Annotated in this window: 13 protein-coding genes; 10 read left to right on the top strand and 3 right to left on the bottom strand. The window is 44.6% G+C overall.

Features of this window, described 5'->3' with window-relative positions:
• Positions 1 to 11 precede the first annotated feature (11 nt).
• From DWZ47_RS07260 to DWZ47_RS07275, 4 genes are read left to right on the top strand one after another with little or no spacing between them, the layout of a single operon-like run.
• Complete coding sequence (locus DWZ47_RS07260; protein WP_117512678.1) at positions 12 to 1547, top strand: glycoside hydrolase family 28 protein; 1536 nt, start codon at positions 12 to 14, stop codon at positions 1545 to 1547.
• Entirely contained in the window at positions 1498 to 2100 is a 603-nt protein-coding gene (locus DWZ47_RS07265; RefSeq protein WP_032847391.1) for a DUF4450 domain-containing protein, read from the top strand. The genes DWZ47_RS07260 and DWZ47_RS07265 overlap by 50 nt, the downstream gene beginning before the upstream one ends.
• Positions 2097 to 3500, top strand: a complete 1404-nt coding sequence (locus DWZ47_RS07270) for a glycoside hydrolase family 28 protein (RefSeq protein WP_004309132.1) — start codon at positions 2097 to 2099, stop codon at positions 3498 to 3500. Before DWZ47_RS07265 ends, DWZ47_RS07270 begins: the two co-directional genes overlap by 4 nt.
• Positions 3497 to 6262, top strand: a complete 2766-nt coding sequence (locus tag DWZ47_RS07275) for a glycosyl hydrolase (RefSeq protein WP_182281621.1) — start codon at positions 3497 to 3499, stop codon at positions 6260 to 6262. The genes DWZ47_RS07270 and DWZ47_RS07275 overlap by 4 nt, the downstream gene beginning before the upstream one ends.
• Positions 6263 to 6608: 346 nt before the next feature.
• Here the strand turns inward: DWZ47_RS07275 and DWZ47_RS07280 are convergent, their stop codons facing one another.
• Both DWZ47_RS07280 and DWZ47_RS07285 read right to left on the bottom strand, forming a co-directional pair.
• Complete coding sequence (locus DWZ47_RS07280; protein ID WP_117512679.1) at positions 6609 to 7781, bottom strand: MalY/PatB family protein; 1173 nt, start codon at positions 7779 to 7781, stop codon at positions 6609 to 6611.
• A 185-nt stretch (positions 7782 to 7966) separates the two neighbouring features.
• Complete coding sequence (locus tag DWZ47_RS07285) at positions 7967 to 9238, bottom strand: hypothetical protein (RefSeq protein WP_117512680.1); 1272 nt, start codon at positions 9236 to 9238, stop codon at positions 7967 to 7969.
• A gap of 332 nt (positions 9239 to 9570) precedes the next feature.
• Here DWZ47_RS07285 and DWZ47_RS30600 point away from each other — a divergent pair, with 332 nt between their 5' ends.
• The 6 genes from DWZ47_RS30600 to DWZ47_RS07310 all read left to right on the top strand — a co-directional run bounded on the left by DWZ47_RS30600 (position 9571) and on the right by DWZ47_RS07310 (position 18500).
• A complete protein-coding gene (locus DWZ47_RS30600) occupies positions 9571 to 9717 on the top strand; it encodes a hypothetical protein (RefSeq protein ID WP_004301546.1) in 147 nt (48 codons plus the stop codon).
• A 200-nt stretch (positions 9718 to 9917) separates the two neighbouring features.
• Entirely contained in the window at positions 9918 to 10703 is a 786-nt protein-coding gene (locus tag DWZ47_RS07290) for a Cof-type HAD-IIB family hydrolase (protein WP_004301545.1), read from the top strand.
• Positions 10704 to 10705: 2 nt separating this feature from the next.
• The gene (locus DWZ47_RS07295) at positions 10706 to 12700 is read left to right on the top strand and encodes a tetratricopeptide repeat protein (protein WP_004309435.1); all 1995 of its coding nucleotides are present in this window, start codon (positions 10706 to 10708) and stop codon (positions 12698 to 12700) included.
• Positions 12701 to 13065: 365 nt separating this feature from the next.
• On the top strand, positions 13066 to 15594 hold the full coding sequence (locus tag DWZ47_RS07300) for an AsmA-like C-terminal region-containing protein (RefSeq protein WP_004309434.1): 2529 nt from the start codon (positions 13066 to 13068) through the stop codon (positions 15592 to 15594).
• A gap of 19 nt (positions 15595 to 15613) precedes the next feature.
• Positions 15614 to 16228 (top strand): L-threonylcarbamoyladenylate synthase, encoded by a 615-nt coding sequence (locus DWZ47_RS07305; RefSeq protein ID WP_004301542.1) that lies wholly within the window; start codon positions 15614 to 15616, stop codon positions 16226 to 16228.
• A gap of 145 nt (positions 16229 to 16373) precedes the next feature.
• Positions 16374 to 18500 carry a GDSL-type esterase/lipase family protein gene (locus tag DWZ47_RS07310; RefSeq protein ID WP_022199656.1) on the top strand — a complete coding sequence of 709 codons (2127 nt, stop codon included), beginning with the start codon at positions 16374 to 16376 and terminating at the stop codon, positions 18498 to 18500.
• 102 nt (positions 18501 to 18602) lie between these two features.
• Here DWZ47_RS07310 and nagB read toward each other — a convergent pair whose 3' ends face one another.
• Positions 18603 to 19415 (bottom strand): glucosamine-6-phosphate deaminase, encoded by an 813-nt coding sequence (nagB, locus tag DWZ47_RS07315; protein ID WP_004301540.1) that lies wholly within the window; start codon positions 19413 to 19415, stop codon positions 18603 to 18605.
• Between the last annotated feature and the right edge of the window lie 36 nt (positions 19416 to 19451).

Below are 19451 nucleotides of genomic sequence, written 5' to 3' on the forward strand. Positions count from 1 at the left end.
ATTAGATAAATATGAAAACCAAAAGCATCTTCCCCCTGTTCCTATTGGCAGGCACACTTTTGACAGCAGCTTGCGCCACCCCAACGGTTAAACAGGCAGGAAACAACAGCTTCGAATGGGGGCAAGTACCGCAACAACCGGATTTGTCATGGGCCGATAGTGTAGGCAGCCGGCAAATGCCCGGAAACCATGTAATTTTATCCGCTAATTCTTTTGGCGCAGTAGCAGACAGCACGGTGCTTAGCACGGAAGCTATCCAGAAAGCAATTGACAGTTGTGCCGTCAGCGGTGGAGGAACGGTAGTTCTCCAGCCGGGATATTATCAGACTGGCGCACTGTTCATAAAAAGCGGTGTCAACCTGCAACTGGACAAAGGGGTGACTTTACTGGCCAGCCCATCCATTCATCATTATCCCGAATTCCGTTCGCGGATTGCAGGAATCGAGATGACATGGCCCGCGGCAGTTATCAACATTGTCAATGAAAAGAACGCTTCCGTCAGCGGAGAAGGAACGCTGGACTGCCGGGGAAAAGTATTTTGGGATAAATATTGGGAAATGCGGAAAGAATACGAAGCAAAAGGATTGCGCTGGATTGTGGATTACGACTGCAAACGGGTACGGGGCATCCTCATAGAACGTAGCTCGGACATTACATTGAAAGGATTTACCCTGATGCGTACCGGTTTTTGGGGATGTCAGATTCTTTACTCCGATTATTGCACGATAGACGGATTGACCATCAACAACAATATAGGTGGACACGGTCCGAGCACGGACGGTATCGACATTGATTCTTCCTGCAATATCTTGGTCGAAAACTGCGATGTAGACTGTAACGATGATAATATCTGTATCAAATCGGGACGGGATGCAGACGGACTGCGGGTGAACCTTCCTACGGAAAATGTGGTCATACGCAATTGCATCGCCCGCAAAGGTGCCGGACTTATCACCTGCGGAAGCGAAACTTCCGGTAGCATACGGAATGTATTGGGATATAATCTGGAAGCAATCGGCACCTCCGCCGTGCTGCGGTTGAAAAGCGCCATGAACCGTGGAGGGACAATCGAAAACATTTATATGACCGAAGTAAAAGCGGAAAACGTCCGTCACGTGCTGGCGGCGGACTTGAACTGGAACCCCAGTTACAGTTACAGCACTTTACCCAAAGAGTATGAAGGGAAAGAAATCCCGGAGCACTGGAGAATCATGCTGACTCCGGTAATGCCTCCCGAAAAAGGTTATCCGCGTTTCCGCAATGTCTACGTATCAAAGGTAAAAGCGGAAAATGTGGACGAATTTATCTCCGCTTCGGGATGGAATGATTCGTTACGTCTGGAAAATTTCTATCTTTATGCCATCGAAGCGCAGACCGACAAACCGGGCAAAATCTGCTATACGAAGAATTTCAACTTGTCTGAAATCACATTAAAGACAGAAGAAAAGAATGTCATTGAACTAAAAGAGAATGAACAAAGTAATATCAACTTCAACTATGTTAAGACATCTCCTGACCATCGTACTGCTGGGAATCTTGCTCATTGATGCGCAAGCACAAGCACTGACGCCACCTGCCGGCACTTTCCGGTTGGGTATATCAAAAGGAAATGAAAGCCACTGGCTAAAGCCTAAAGAAAAGATACGGGGAGTGTCCTTCCAATGGAAAGCACTGCCCGATAGTCGTGGATTTATTCTGGAAGTAGAAGTCGCCTCTGCTCCGGAAGCCGATGCCCTATTTTGGAGTTTCGGCGATTGCCAACCGGATTCGGACATCAATGTATTCAGCGTGGAGGGACAAGCCTTCACTTGCTACTACGGAGAAAGTATGCAATTACGGACGCTGCAGGCTGTCACTCCTACCGATGATATTCGCTTGAGTGACGGACATAAGGATGCAACTCCCCTGATGCTTTACGAATCAGGCAAACGAACCGACCGCCCTGTACTGGCCGGACGTTGCAGTCTCTCCCCGGCTTCTTCGCGAAACGAAGGAAGCAAGCCTTTCCGGCTTTACTTCTGTTTCTACGAACAGAATGAAAAAGCGGATTACAACTACTATATGTTACCGGATATTTTTGCCAAAATCGACAAAAAATGAAAAGGATCTATTTATTATTCAGTCTGTTAATAGGTTGCATCTATCTACATGCAGCCATTTATAATGTAATGGACTTCGGAGCCAAAGCGGATGGGAAAACGATTGATTCGCCTGCCATCAATCGTGCAATTGAAGCGGCCGCACAGGCCGGAGGAGGCACAGTATATCTACCTGCGGGAGAATATGCGTGTTATTCCATCCGGTTAAAAAGCAACATTCATATCTATTTGGAACAGGGCACCCGTATCATTGCCGCCTTTCCCGGAAAAGAGGAAGGATATGATACCGCCGAACCGAATGAACATAATAAGTATCAGGATTTCGGTCACAGCCATTGGAAAAACTCTTTAATTTGGGGAATCGGACTGGAGAATATTACGATCAGTGGTCCCGGCTTAATCTATGGCAAAGGCTTGACCCGTGAAGAGAGTCGCCTACCGGGGGTAGGCAATAAGGCTATCAGCCTGAAAGATTGCAGAAATGTGACCCTGAAAGATTTATCCATGCTGCATTGCGGGCATTTCGCCCTGTTGGCTACCGGAGTGGATCATCTGACGATTATGAATCTGAAAGTAGACACCAACCGGGATGGCTTTGATATTGATTGCTGCCGGAACGTACGTATCAGCCAATGCACGGTGAACTCCCCCTGGGATGATGCCATTGTATTGAAAGCCTCTTATGGATTAGGACGCTTCCAAGATACGGAAAATGTGACGATCAGTGATTGTTATGTCAGCGGCTTTGACAAAGGCAGTGTAATGGACGGCACTTGGCAGTTGGACGAACCGCAGGCTCCCGATCATGGTTTCCGTACGGGACGCATCAAACTCGGCACAGAAAGTAGTGGAGGTTTCCGCAATATTGCGATTACGAACTGTATCTTTGAACATTGCCGTGGATTGGCATTGGAAACAGTAGACGGAGGACATCTGGAAGATATTGTAATCAGTAACATCACAATGAGAAATATAGTCAACGCGCCTATTTTCCTTCGGTTGGGCGCACGTATGCGCAGTCCTGAAGGTACTCCTGTAGGCACCATGAAACGTATTCTTATCAGCGATATCAATGTATGGAATGCCGACAGCCGGTATGCTTCTATCATCAACGGAGTGCCGGGTGCATGTATTGAGGACGTAACTTTTCGGAATATTCACCTCTATTATAAAGGAGGATATAGCGAAGAGGATGGCAAACGTATTCCGCCCGAACAGGAGAAAGTATACCCCGAACCCTGGATGTTCGGCACTATTCCCGCCAAAGGGTTTTATATCCGCCACGCACGGAACATTACCTTCGACGGCATCCGCTTCCACTTTGAACAGCCGGACGGACGACCGCTTTTTGTAACTGATGACGCAGAAAATATAGAATACTATAACACACCGAAAGAATGATGAATAAAAGAGAATTGATAGTTCTTTGCCTGCTCGCCGCAGGTGGAGTAATGCAAGCACAACAATGGCCGGACACTCCGGTGGAAGCACGTCCCGGCGCCAGATGGTGGTGGCTGGGAAGTGCCGTAGACGAAAAGAATCTGACGTATAATCTGGAAGAATACGCACGTACCGGAATGGGAGCAGTAGAAATTACTCCTATCTATGGGGTGCAAGGCAATGACGCGAATGAAATTCAGTTCCTTTCTCCCCGCTGGATGGAAATGCTTAAGCATACACAAGCGGAAGGAAAACGTACGGGTATTGAGATTGATATGAATACCGGAACCGGATGGCCTTTTGGCGGACCTGAAGTTAGTATAGAAGATGCGGCTACCAAGGCTATCTTCCAGACATACGAAATAGAGGGCGGCAAAGAGATTGAACAGGATATTAATGTGACCGATCCCAAGCAACAACCATTTTCTGTACTAAGCCGGGTGATGGCATATGATGAGAAAGGCAAATGTATCAACCTGACTGCTCACGTCAAAAAAGACAAACTGCAATGGAAAGCGCCTGCCGGCAAATGGAAAGTGATCGCTCTTTACATCGGAAAAACAAGGCAGAAAGTGAAACGGGCAGCTCCGGGAGGAGAAGGCTATGTGATGAATCATCTCTCAAAAAAGGCAGTAAAAAATTATCTTTCCCGCTTTGACCGTGCTTTCAAAAGTAGCAAGACAAGTTATCCACATACTTTCTTCAACGATTCATACGAAGTTTATCAAGCTGACTGGACGGATGATTTCCTGGAACAGTTTGCTCGTAGACGGGGGTATAAACTGGAAGAACATTTCCCCGAATTCCTGGATAAAAACCGTCCGGAAGTTAGCAGACGTATCGTGTCGGATTACCGGGAAACCATTTCCGACCTCTTATTGGAGAACTTCAGTCATCAATGGACAGACTGGGCACACAAAAACGGTAGTATCACCCGTAATCAGGCACATGGTTCGCCCGGTAATCTGATTGATATCTATGCTTCCGTGGATATTCCGGAATGTGAAGGTTTCGGACTGTCGCAGTTCCACATCGAAGGATTGCGTCAGGACTCATTGACCAAAAAGAATGATTCGGACCTGTCTATGCTGAAATATGCCTCCTCGGCAGCTCATATTGCAGGAAAAACGTATACTTCTTCCGAGACATTTACATGGCTGACGGAGCATTTCCGTACTTCCCTGTCGCAATGTAAACCGGATATGGATTTGATGTTTGTTTCCGGAGTCAATCACATGTTTTTCCACGGCACTCCGTATTCTCCGAAAGAAGCCGAATGGCCCGGATGGTTGTTCTACGCTTCTATCAATATGAGTCCGACAAACAGTATTTGGCGTGATGCTCCTTCGTTCTTTAACTATATCACCCGTTGCCAGAGCTTTCTGCAAATGGGACGGCCGGATAATGATTTCCTGATTTATCTTCCGGTATATGATATGTGGAATGAGCAACCGGGACGATTGTTATTATTCACGATACACCACATGGATAAACTGGCTCCTAAGTTTATCGACGCTATCCATCGCATCAACAACAGCGGGTATGACGGGGATTATATTTCCGATAACTTTATTCGCAGTACACGTTTCAAAGACGGACAGTTGGTTACTTCAGGCGGAACGGGCTACAAAGCATTGGTAGTGCCTGCTGCACACCTAATGCCGAGTGATGTATTGGCACATCTTTATGAACTGGCCAAACAGGGAGCTACTATCGTATTCCTCGAAAATTATCCGACAGATGTACCGGGATACGGTCAGTTGGAACAAAAACGCCAAAGTTACCAGCGTACGCTCCGGCAACTTCCGGCTGTTTCTTTCTCGGAAACAACCGTTACTCCAATCGGAAAGGGGAAGATTATCACAGGAACGGATTATGCACGCACATTGGCCAGCTGCAATATTTCTCCCGAAGAAATGAAAACCAAATTCGGACTACAAGCGATCCGAAGAGTGAATGATACGGGACACCACTATTTCATCTCTTCCTTGCAAAATAAAGGAGTGGACGGTTGGATCACATTGGGAACGAATGCAGCCGCAGCCGCTCTCTTCAATCCCATGACCGGAGAATGTGGTGAAGCTAAGGTAAGACAGGCAAACGGAAAAACACAAGTCTATCTGCAATTAAAATCCGGTGAATCGTTCATTCTGCAAACATATCAACAACCTTTGCAGGCATCCAAACCGTGGAAGTATGTCAAAGAGCAACCTTTCAGTCTTCGTCTGGATCATGGTTGGAAGTTACACTTCGCCGAAAGCAAACCGGAAATTCAAGGAACATTTGATATAGATCGCCCCTGTTCATGGACCCATATCGATCATCCGGCAGCCCAAACGAACATGGGAACCGGTGTTTATTCCTTAGACATCGAATTGCCGACTTTGCAGGCCGACGACTGGATTCTTGATTTGGGAGATGTACGCGAAAGTGCCCGTGTCCGCATCAACGGACAGGAAGCGGGATGCGCATGGGCAGTGCCTTATCAACTAAAGGTGGGCCAGTTCTTAAAACCCGGAAAAAACCACATCGAGATAGAAGTCACGAATCTCCCTGCGAATCGAATTGCAGAATTAGACAGGCAGGGAGTGCAGTGGCGCAAATTCAAAGAAATCAATATTGTTGATTTGAACTATCGTCCGGCCAATTATGGACATTGGAGTCCATTACCCTCCGGCTTGAATAGTGAGGTACGGCTGATTCCGGTAAATGTGATGCCATAGTTGAGGCATTGTCATATCATCATACTGCAACAAACTAGTTTTTCAATCTTGTACTTAAGACTTTTCAGTGCAAAGATTAAGGGTTTTCAGTGCAGAGATTAGTAGTTTTTTATGCAGCCGGTAAGTCGTCCCGTTACAATGGGACAATAGGCACATTGCAAAGTGACCAATATCACCTTATAAGATGATATTGGTCACTTTGTAATATGATTACCTGTCTTTGGGAAGATGAGAAGCACTAAAGATACAAAATTAAATAGTAAAAAGCAAGAGTGAGACAGGAAATATAGCTTCATCCCCTGAACGGATTGATTTTATTTCCGAACCGGGTAATGGACTTAAAAGACTATTTTAAATCCATTACAGCCTGCTCCAACTGTTTCAATGCTTTTTCCAGCGTAGCACGTGGACAAGCAACGTTCAACCGCATAAATCCCTCGCCTTCCTTACCGAATGTTGTTCCATCATTCAGCGCCAGATGAGCATCTTCTACAAAAAGACGGTTCAGTTCTTCCTGATTGAGTCCCAATGCGCGGCAATCCAGAAAGATCAAGTAAGAGGCTTGCGGACGGATCATCTTGATAGCAGGAATATGTTCTTTCAAATACGTTTCAGTGAAATCCACATTTCCTTTAATATATGCTACCACTTGGTCCAGCCATTCTGTACCATGACTGTAAGCAGCTGCTACACTTAAATAAGCAAAGAGATGTCCTTCGCTAAACTCGCTTGCTTCCATATATGTCTGGAAACGGTGACGAAGTTCGTCGTTCTCAATAATTGCATAAGAACTAGCCAATCCCGGCATGTTGAATGCCTTGCTGGGAGACATAAAGACAAGAGAGTTCATCCGTGCCTTCTCTGAAATCAAAGCAAAGGTAGGATGTTTGTATGGAGGCAGGGTTAAGTCAGCATGAATCTCGTCAGAGATAATCAATGTGCCGCTTTCATAGCAGATGTCGGCTATTTGAGACAGTTCCTCTTTGGTCCATACACGTCCACCCGGGTTATGGGGGTTGCTTAGAATAAGCAATTTGCATCCTTGAATATCTTGACGGAAGCGGTTGAAATCAATATAATATTGTTCATCTTTCAGGACTAACGGACTGAATACCACTTCACGTTCATTCTTTTGAGTGACTAAAAAGAAAGGATGATAAACAGGGGGCATTACCATTATCTTATCTCCTTTTTGCGTAAAGCAGTGGATCACAAAAGCCAAGCCGCGAACAATACCGGGAGTGAAAGTCAACATCTCTTCACGGATTGCCCAACCATGGCGCTCCTTCACCCAGTTAATAATAGACTCCGACCATTCTTTGCAAGCAAATGTATATCCAAGTACTTCATGTTCCAGGCGTTTTTTCAAAGCCTCTATGACAAAAGGAGCTGTGCGGAAATCCATATCAGCTACCCACATCGGAATCAGGTCATTGCGTCCCCAACGATTCTCTACTGCATCCCATTTTACAGAATCTGTACCATGACGGTTTATTATTTCATCAAAATTATAGTTCATACTGCATAATGTTGTTAGGTTATGTGTATAATAAACAGTTAGCAAAGATAGTTGTTTTCGTGGTATTACCGAAAGGCAGCCTCTAATTTTGTATGCTCTATCAAAACATAGAGGGCCGGAGCAATACAGCATCCGACCCTCATATTCATACCCTGAAAAAAAAACTAAGAACCTATTTGTCTTTATTATTCATTCCAACGATGCACTATAAATCCACGCTTACCATCTTCTGTTTTTAAAGAGATGAAATAGATATGCGGATGGCTCGTCGGACCTGTACCGATACGTTTTTCCAAAATAAACTCGGTCAGTTTAACGGCAGAGGCTGCTTTGTCTGTATACGAAGTATTAGTGTCATTGATAGTCGTTTCAAACTTCGGATTACGGTTGGCAGCATTCACACAATTTAAATTGTTTGCCCAACCACCGTTAAAGTAGACATAATATGTATCTTTCACTTCACCGTTTTGTTGATACCAGTACATATCTTTTGGCGTTGCATAAGATCCGGTACTGGAAACTCCGACCGTGTTAATATCGGCACGATAACCATCCCAATAAATACGTGGCGTCGGGTCGTCAAGATTGAGCGGTACCCATAAATCTATGGAACGGCTTTCCTTTTCCTGGTCGGTCACAGTAATAGTTGTACCACCGTCACCTACCACGGTAACAGTTACTGTGGTGCCGGATACTGCCACAGTAGCTACCCCCTCATTCAGAGATTTAACGGTATAGCCACCATTACCGGAAGTGATATTGAAAGAAATCTGTTGAGGCGTACCCTCGTACACATATTCTCCCTCAAGAGTCCCCTCTTTATCAAACAGAACAGGACGAATCGGATTCGTCACCCGCACTTTAAGAGTAGCTGACTTGTTTCGGGAATCTGTCACAGTAATCGTTGCCTGATCGACATTCGCTTTACCGCCAAGTATCAGTTTATATCCTCCTGTTACGTCGGGGTCTTCCACTATTTCAGCGCTGATGGCTTCAGGAGCAGAATTGGTTACTGTATAACCGCCATTACCGGTCAGTATTTTCATTTCACGAAGAATAACACCGTCATTATCCAGACGCAATACTTCCACTCCCTCCGGGAGCGATTCGAGTGTCAGTTCCTGAAGTTTACGTACTTCAACCGTCATGAGAGCACGATTGTAGCTATCATCCGAAAGGCGAACAATGGTGCTACCTATGTCACCGCCTGTCAACAGTATTTCGTTGCCGACCACCTCGGCAGTCACCACATCCTCATTATCACTCTCTACACGATAATTCACACCGTCCAAACCAATACCGATATGCAGAACTTCTCCCTCAACGAGCACCGGATTGTGCGTAGTGAGCGGAACATTGACATAAGGGTAATACACATCTTTGTCATTTTCACATCCCGTCATCAAGCAGAGAAGAGCCAGAAAAAGGATAAAGGATAAATATTTTATTTGTTTCATTGATTCAAGATTTTTAAAGCCCGATTAAATCTCCCCAAGGGAATATCCGGACAGACTGTTAGTTTTATCAAGTTCTGCAATATCCCGTCTTATTAAAACAGAAAGAAGCATAATTGCCATCCCATTAATAATTAGGATTCTGATTTATCGGCCTGCTGCAACGAGGCACCTTACTGCCTACTTTTGTAGATTACGAATGGTTTGGCAATATCAAAATTAACCATGACGAACTTTTCATCCGGATCATCGAGAAACTGCTTCCTATCGTAGAAGCGAATAATGAACCCAGAAAGGTTATCGTATTGTCCGACGTGCTTTTCTCGTTTGACGGAATGAGCGAAACGGCATTGACTTTCAAAATAAAAGCACTCAAGAAACTTGGACAAAAAGCGTATGCACAAAGTGTTTATGACCGTTTCCAAAAGGAGTACCAGCAACTCTATGGAGAGAAGTATAAGGAGAATTCGTTAGAAGAATAAAGACTTGATGCCATGCTTGGGAAACTTTTTTAGTCAAAAGAATAAAGGAACCTATTATAATTAATCATTTTATTAGGCACTTTTAAATAATTGTGTTCCTATCGATAAGAGTAGAGATTTAAAAAAAGCATAAGAGAAATCTCCTAATTGCTATTTACATAGAAAAATAGTACTTTTGTACTCCATTCAAAAAAGAATTTATGACGAAAGCATTATTTTTTGATATAGACGGAACATTGGTCAGTTTTGAAACTCACCGCATCCCGTCGTCTACCATTGAGGCACTGGAAGCCGCCCGTGCAAAAGGACTGAAGATATTTATCGCTACGGGACGTCCGAAAGCCATTATCAACAACCTCTCCGAATTGCAAGACCGGAATCTGATTGATGGATATATCACCATGAACGGGGCTTACTGCTTTGTCGGGGAACAGGTAATCTATAAAAGTGCCATCCCCCAGGACGAAGTAAAAGCGATGGGAGATTTCTGCGAGAAAAAAGGCGTTCCCTGTATCTTTGTAGAGGAACACAACATTTCCGTTTGCCAGCCCAATGACATGGTGAAAAAGATATTCTATGATTTCCTGCACGTGAATGTGATTCCGACTGTATCTTTCGAGGAGGCAACCAGTAAGGAAGTCATCCAAATGACACCCTTTATCACGGAAGAGGAAGAAAAAGAAATCCGTCCGTCTATTCCTACCTGCGAGATAGGCCGATGGTATCCTGCATTTGCCGATGTGACCGCCAAAGGAGACACCAAGCAAAAGGGCATTGATGAAATAATCCGCTATTTTGATATTAAACTCGAAGATACCATGGCTTTCGGAGACGGAGGAAATGACATCAGCATGCTCCGCCATGCAGCCATCGGAGTAGCCATGGGACAAGCCAAAGAGGATGTGAAAGCCGCTGCCGATTATGTGACAGCTCCCATCGACGAGGATGGCATCAGCAAGGCAATGAAGCATTTTGGTATTATCTGATTATGAGCGTAGACACCAATAACGCAGCGTTTCAGGACGCCCTGAACCTGATTCAATATACGCGTCAATCGGTTTTCCTGACCGGGAAAGCGGGTACAGGGAAATCTACATTCCTGCGTTACGTCTGCGAAAATACCAAAAAGAAACACGTTGTACTCGCCCCGACAGGCATCGCTGCTATCAATGCCGGAGGAAGTACGATGCATAGTTTCTTCAAACTCCCTTTCTATCCGCTGCTGCCGGATGACCCGAACTTGAGTCTCCAGCGTGGTCGTATCCATGAATTTTTCAAATACACCAAGCCTCACCGGAAGCTGTTGGAACAAATAGAACTGGTCATCATCGACGAGATTTCAATGGTAAGGGCGGATATCATTGATGCCATCGACCGAATCCTACGTGTATACTCTCACAATCTGCGTGAACCTTTCGGAGGAAAACAACTGTTATTGGTAGGCGACGTATTCCAACTGGAGCCCGTCGTAAAAAACGACGAACGGGAAATATTGAACCGCTTCTATCCTACACCCTATTTTTTCTCTGCCAGAGTATTCGGCCAGATAGACCTGGTATCCATCGAACTTCAAAAGGTATACCGCCAAACAGACCCAGTTTTTGTCGGCGTCCTCGACCATATCCGGAACAATACAGCCGGAGCGGCTGATCTGCAACTACTGAACACCCGTTATGGAAGCCAGATAGAAGAATCGGAAGCTGATATGTATATCACTCTGGCCACCCGTAGAGACACGGTAGACTCTATCAACGAAAAGAAACTGGCGGAACTTCCCGGAGACCCAATTACTTTTGAAGGAGTCATCGAAGGAGATTTCCCCGAAAGCAGTCTACCCACCTCACAAGAGCTCGTACTGAAACCCGGTGCACAAATCATCTTTATTAAAAATGATTTCGACCGCAGGTGGGTAAACGGTACCATTGGTGTCATTGCCGGAATTGATGAGGAAGAAGAAACCATCTACGTTATCACCGACAATGGAAAAGAATGTGACGTAAAGCGTGAATCATGGCGCAATATCCGTTATCGCTACAACGAAAAGACAAAAGAAATAGAAGAAGAAGTCTTAGGTAGCTTCACACAATATCCCATTCGGTTAGCTTGGGCCATCACTGTCCATAAGAGTCAGGGACTGACTTTCAGCCGTGTAGTCATCGACTTCACAGGTGGTGTATTTGCAGGTGGACAAGCATACGTGGCACTAAGCCGCTGTACCTCACTGGACGGTATTCAGCTCAAAAAGCCTATTAACCGTGCTGACGTCTTCGTCCGCCCCGAAATCGTAAACTTTGCCGGACGTTTCAACGACCGGCAGGCTATCGACAAAGCTCTGAAACAAGCGCAGGCCGACGTGCAATACGCTGCTGCTTCACGCGCTTTCGACAAAGGAGACATGGAGGAATGTCTGGAACAGTTTTTCCGCGCCATTCATTCCCGCTATGATATTGAGAAACCTGTTCCCCGCCGTTTTATCCGACGTAAACTCGGTGTCATAAACACCTTGAAAGAGCAGAATAAGAAACTCAAAGAGCAAATGCGCGAACAGCAGGAACGCCTCCGCCAATATGCTCACGAATATCTATTAATGGGTAACGAATGTATCACCCAGGCACACGACTCACGTGCCGCCCTCGCCAACTACGACAAGGCACTTAGTCTCGACCCTAATTATGTGGATGCCTGGATACGCAAAGGAATCACTCTCTTCAACAACAAAGAGTATTTCGATGCTGAAAACTGCTTCAACATTGCAGTCACCCTCTATCCGGCAAACTTTAAAGCTGTCTATAACCGCGGAAAGCTCCGGCTAAAAACAGAAAACACAGAAGGTGCCATTGCCGACCTGGACAAGGCCACCAGCCTGAAACCGGAACATGCCGGTGCACACGAACTCTTCGGAGACGCTCTGTTGAAAGTCGGGAAAGAAGGAGAAGCCGCCTTACAATGGAGAATTGCAGAAGAACTTAGAAAGAAAAAATAGCCTATTCTTCCCGACCTCCGCACCTATCCATCTTTGTCATCTACACACTTACATAAAAATCATCCTACACACAATATCTCCATCAAACAGTGCCCCCGCATGGCCTCCCGGCCTCGTTTTTCCGACGTCAAGCGCAGGTGGTTTCTCCGGCGTTAAAAAGGGCAAACTGTTTGAGCGTAGCGAGTTTCTGCCCTTTAGCCGGAGGAAACACCGGAGTAGTCGGAAAAACGTAGCCTTGATTCTTTCTTTTTGGTTCCTTTTCTTTCGTATCAAGACGAAAGAAAAGGAACTGATTCTCCCTCTATATCAAAAACTTTTATTAGTTTTGCTCTTTGTAATATCTCAAACTCTTAAAATAGAAGCAAATGAAAAAAGGTTTGAAAATCGCAGCTATCACAGTAGGAGTCATCATCATTCTGATGTTCCTTCTTCCTTTCGCCTTCCAGGGAAAGATAGCCGACATTGTAAAAACAGAAGGCAACAAGATGCTTAATGCACAATTTGACTTTAAGAACCTTAACATTAGCCTGTTCCGTAACTTTCCACAGGCTTCTGTCACTCTCGAGGATTTCTGGTTAAAAGGTACTGGTGAATTTGCCAACGACACCCTTGTACAGGCCGGAGAAGTTACTGCCGCAGTCAACTTATTCTCTCTTTTCGGAGATAGCGGTTACGATATTTCTAAAATATTCATTGAAGATACACGGTTACATGCCATTGTATTGCCGGACGGACGTGCCAACTGGGATATTATGAAACCGGATACAACAGCAACAGCCGAAGCTCCTGTTTCAGAAGAAGAAGCATCTTCTCCTTTCAAAGTGAAGCTACAACGCTTTGTTATCAAAAACATGAACCTGATTTATGACGATCAACAAGGAAAGATGTATGCTGATATCCGCGACTTTAACGCAGTCTGCGCCGGAGACTTAGGAAGTGACCGCACTACTCTGAAGTTGGAAGCGGAAACCAAATCACTTACTTACAAGATGAATGGAATCCCTTTCCTGGCCAATGCCAATATCTCCGCAACAATGGATGTGGATGCCGACCTTGCCAATAACAAATACACATTAAAAGACAACACCATCCGCCTCAACGCCATTCAGGCAGGTATCGACGGTTGGGTAGCCTTGAAAGATCCGGCTATCGACATAGACTTGAAACTTAACACGAACGATATCGGGTTTAAGGAAATCTTGTCACTGATTCCAGCCATTTATGCAACGGAATTCTCCAGTCTGAAAACAGACGGAACCGCTACGCTTACTGCAACGGCCAAAGGTATCTTGCAAGGCGACACCGTTCCTGCATTCAACATTGATATGCAAGTCAAGAATGCCATGTTCCGCTATCCGGCTTTACCGGCAGGAGTGGATCAAATCAATATCAGTGCCAACGTCCAGAACCCGGGAGGAAATATCGACCTGACGACGGTCAATATCAATCCTTTCAGTTTCCGTCTTGCCGGAAATCCGTTTAGCCTGACGGCTAATGTAAAAACACCGATCAGCGATCCGGACTTTAAAGCTGAAGCTAAAGGGATTCTCAATTTAGGTATGATAAAACAAGTCTATCCACTTGGAGATATGGAGTTGAACGGTACCATTGACGCCGATATGCAAATGTCAGGACGCCTTTCCTATATCGAAAAAGAGGAATACGAACGTATGCAAGCTTCAGGTACTATCGGACTGACGGGTATGAAACTCAAAATGAAAGATATGCCGGACGTAGAAATCAAGAAGTCTCTCTTCACTTTCACCCCGAAATACCTCCAGTTGAGCGAGACAACCGTCAACATCGGAAAGAATGATATCACAGCCGACAGTCGGTTTGAAAACTATATCGGTTACGCATTGAAAGGTACTACATTGAAAGGAAACCTGAATATTCGTTCCAACTATTTCAATCTGAACGACTTCATGGCTGCTTCTGCGGATGAAGCGACTGCATCAGAAACTGCGTCTACCGACTCCGTAGCTACAGCTGCCACGGGTATTATGGAAGTTCCCCGCAACATCGACTTCCAAATGGACGCTAACCTGAAACAGGTGTTATTCGATAAGATGTCTTTCAATAATATGAACGGCAAGCTTGTGGTAAAAGATGGCAAAGTGGATATGAAAAACCTCTCCATGAATACCATGGGTGGCAACGTGGTCATGAACGGCTACTACTCCACTGCCAACGTAAAGAAGCCGGAAATGAAAGCCGGATTCAAACTCTCCAATATCGGTTTCGCACAAGCTTACAAAGAATTGGACATGGTGCAGAAGATGGCTCCTATCTTCGAAAACCTGAAAGGTAATTTCTCCGGAAGTATTAATGTACTGACAGATTTGGATGCAACCATGAGCCCTGTACTGAATACAATGCAAGGTGATGGTAGCCTTTCCACCCGTGATCTTAGTTTAAGCGGAGTGAAAGCAATCGACGAAATAGCCGATGCCGTTAAACAGCCAAGTCTGAAAGACATGAAGGTGAAAGATATGACACTGGATTTCACCATCAAAGACGGACGCGTAGAAACCAAACCGTTCGATATCAAGATGGGAGACTACACATTGAATCTTTCCGGTAGCACAGGCCTCGATCAAACCATCGACTACTCCGGAAAAGTGAAGTTGCCGGCATCTGTAGGCAATATCTCTAAACTAATGACTCTTGACTTGAAGATCGGAGGTTCATTTACCTCTCCGAAAGTCAGCGTCGATACTAAAAGCATGGCCAATCAAGCTGTCGAGGCTGTAGCCGATGAAGCTATCAGCAAACTCGGACAGAAACTGGGACTGGACTCTGCCGCTACCGCCAATAAGGATTCAATCAAACAAAAGGTGACAGAGAAAGCAGCAGAAAAGGCACTGGATTTCTTAAAAAAGAAACTCAAATAAGAGAGAAGGAGAATGAATTATGCTTCTGAAGCTATATGACAAAAATAATAACCCGCAGGATTTACAACGAATCATCGACATCCTGAATGACGGCGGACTGATTATCTATCCCACTGATACGATGTACGCCATCGGCTGTCATGGTTTGAAGGAACGTGCTATAGAACGGATATGCCGGATCAAAGAGATAGACCCTAGAAAGAACAATCTGTCTATCATCTGTTATGACTTGAGTAGCATCAGCGAATATGCGAAAGTAGACAATAATATATTCAAGCTGATGAAGCATAATCTTCCGGGGCCATTCACCTTTATTTTGAACGGAACCAACCGGTTACCCAAAATCTTCCGCAACCGGAAAGAAGTGGGTATCCGTATGCCGGATAATAATATAATCCGCGAAATCGCACGCCTGCTGGATGCTCCCATTATGACGACCACTCTGCCTTACGAAGAGCATGAGGACTTGGAATATATGACAGATCCCGAACTGATAGATGAGAAGTTCGGTGACATTGTCGATCTGGTCATTGACGGAGGTATCGGAGGTATAGAACCTTCCACTGTAGTGAAATGTACCGACGACGAACTGGAAATCATCCGGCAAGGGAAAGGCTGGCTGGAAGAGGTATAAAAGCCGAAAAATGAATCGAACTGGTATGCTATATGATAGGAACGTGAATAAATAAGTTTTATTATTAGTAGCATGCCAGTTCGTTTATACACAGCAAAACAACGATTGGTTATCCCCCCAACAAACCAAAATCATCATATTCATCATGAAAAAATTAAATCACATCGGCATCTTTCTTGTATGTCTATTCATTACTATCCAATCATTTGCAAGTGAACCCATACGGGTAGCGTGCATAGGAAACAGTATTACTTATGGAACATTCATCCCCAACCGGGAAATGAACTGCTATCCGGCACAACTTCAAGCTTATCTGGGAGATGGGTATGAGGTCAAAAACTTCGGAGCCTCTGGTCGAACTATATTGTCTAAAGGAGATTACCCATATTCCGAAACAGATACCTACAAAGCATCTCTGGAATATCAGCCCGATATTGTATTAATCAAATTAGGTACTAACGATACCAAACCGCAAAACTGGAAATACAAAAACGAATTCAAAGACAATTACCAGACATTAATTGACACATACCAGAATCTGAAATCACATCCACGTATTATTCTCCTGACTCCTATCCGTTGTTTCCTGCCGGAGGGTTCGGAAATCAATGCACAACTGATAGAAAACGAGGTACGCCCCACGGTGGAAGAATTGGCCTGGAAAAATCAACTGGAAATTATCAATCTGTTTAATCTCTTCGGCGACCAGTGGGATTCGGTTATGCTACCGGACAAACTGCACCCCTCTTCTATCGGAGCAGGAGTCATGGCCCAAAAGATATATAAATATCTCGCTGTAAAAGCAACAGCTTCTCCAACAAAGCTGCAGACATCACTGGGAATACAAGATGCCAAACGATTCAACTTCCATGGACACCAAGGGTATGAATTTGAGAATGAGGGAGTAAAATGCCTTGTAGTAGAGCCCGCAAAAGAAGCCATAGGAAAACCTTGGATGATTCGTGCACGCTTTTGGGGGCATGAGCCACAGACTGACATAGCATTATTGGAACATGGCTTTCATATTGTTTACTGTGATGTAGCCGACTTATATGGCTCGGATAAAGCTGTTCAACGCTGGAATAGTTTTTACAAGCGAATGGTGAAAGCCGGATTCAACAAGAAAGTGGCACTTGAAGGGATGAGTCGTGGCGGGCTGATTGTCTATAACTGGGCGGCACAAAACCCGGAAAAAGTGGCATGTATTTATGCAGATGCCCCCGTAATGGACTTCAAAAGTTGGCCTATGGGACAAGGTAAATCTGCCGGTTCCGCCATGGATACGAAACAACTTCTCAATGCTTACGGTTTTAAAAACGAAGCTGAAGCGTTGAACTGGAAAAAGAATCCGATAGACTGTGCACCGACAATGGCAAAAGCTGGAATCCCCATCCTGCACGTGGTAGGTGATGCTGATCAAGTGGTGTCGGTTGCTGAAAACACAGCCATTTTCGAACAACGTATGGAGGAATTGCATGCACCAATTACTATTATTCATAAGCCTGGAGTGGATCATCACCCGCACTCCCTCAACAATCCCGAGCCTATTGTGCAGTTCATCCTCAAAGCTACGAACAGGGCGGAAAATATGCGTGTGCATCCTGTACCGGGAAATGAATTCCGTTCGGCAGCCGGATGGACCCAAAACTCGGACTGGAACAGCGTAGCAAAAGACATAACCGCCACTCTCAATGGGAAACATTTAAAACTGTTGTTATTGGGAAATTCCATCACACAAGGTTGGGGAGGTAACAGAAAAGAAGTGACTTACAAGCCCGGCAAAGAGGCTATGGACAATGCCATAGGAAAGGATAATTGGGAAAGTGCCGGCATATCCGGCGACCGCACGCAAAACCTGCTTTGGCGTGTCCGTTATGATAACTACAATAGTTGCCACCCTGAAAACATAGTGATTGCCATTGGAATTAATAATCTGATAAGTGGAAAAGACAGTCCTGAAAACACGGCTGAAGGAATTATCGCAGTAGCCAATGAAGTACGGAAGCAATTCCCCGAATCACGTATCATTCTTTTAGGTCTGTTTCCATCCGGTAAGGAACAACAGAGTAAAGTGCGCACACAATGTGATAAGATTCATGACATATTACAACATCACCGATTCGAGAAAGTTGAATATATCAATCCCACCAAATGGTTCACCGAAGCGGACGGAACTATGAAAGACGGACTTTATGGAAATGATTACATTCATTTCACTGGTGAAGGATATAAAGTAGCAGCAACAGAAATAGCCAAAATACTTGCTCGTTAGACAATCATCCAAAATCTAATCTTCACATAATAGTATCAGAAATTAAAAGGGCTGCGTCACATTTTCAGTGCGCAGCCCTTATTTCTATTATTTCATCACAAATTACTTAATCAATGATTCTGGATCCAAATGAGCAGATTCGATATCTTTGAAGTAACGGTAAGTACCCACTTTCAATTCAGCTGTAGCAGCATCATCACAAACGATAATACCCTTTTCATGCATTTGCAATGCACTGATTGTCCACATCTGTGTGATAGCACCTTCTACCGCATGATACAAAGCACGAGCTTTGTTATGACCATTTACAATAATCATCACTTCTTTTGCAGAAAGCACAGTACCTACTCCCACTGTCAAAGAAGTCTTAGGAACTTTGTTGATGTCATTATCAAAGAAACGGGAGTTAGCAATGATGGTATCCATTGTTAACGTTTTCTGACGAGTGCGTGAAGTCAATGAAGATCCCGGTTCGTTGAATGCAATATGTCCGTCAGGACCAATACCACCCATGAACAGGTCGATGCCACCGTATGACTTGATCTTTTCTTCGTAACGTGCACATTCTGCATCCAGATCCGGAGCGTTACCATTCAGAATATTAGTATTCTCGGGTTTAATGTCGATATGACCGAAAAAGTTATTCCACATGAAAGAATAATAGCTTTCCGGATGTTCTTTCGGCAATCCTACATATTCGTCCATGTTGAATGTTACCACATTCTGGAAGGAAACGATTCCTTTCTTATTCAGGTCGATCAAAGCTTTATACATGCCCAGAGGAGATGATCCGGTGGGACAGCCCAATACAAATGGTTTCTCGGGGGTTGGATTGGCAGCTTTTATTTTAGCGGCAACGTAATGTGCAGCCCACAGAGATACGGACTGGTAGTCCGGCTGAATAATAAGTCTCATAAGTCGATTATTTTATAGGTTAGTTAATAAATTATC

Source organism: Bacteroides sp. AF32-8BH, assembly GCF_003435205.1.
GTDB lineage: Bacteria > Bacteroidota > Bacteroidia > Bacteroidales > Bacteroidaceae > Bacteroides > Bacteroides ovatus.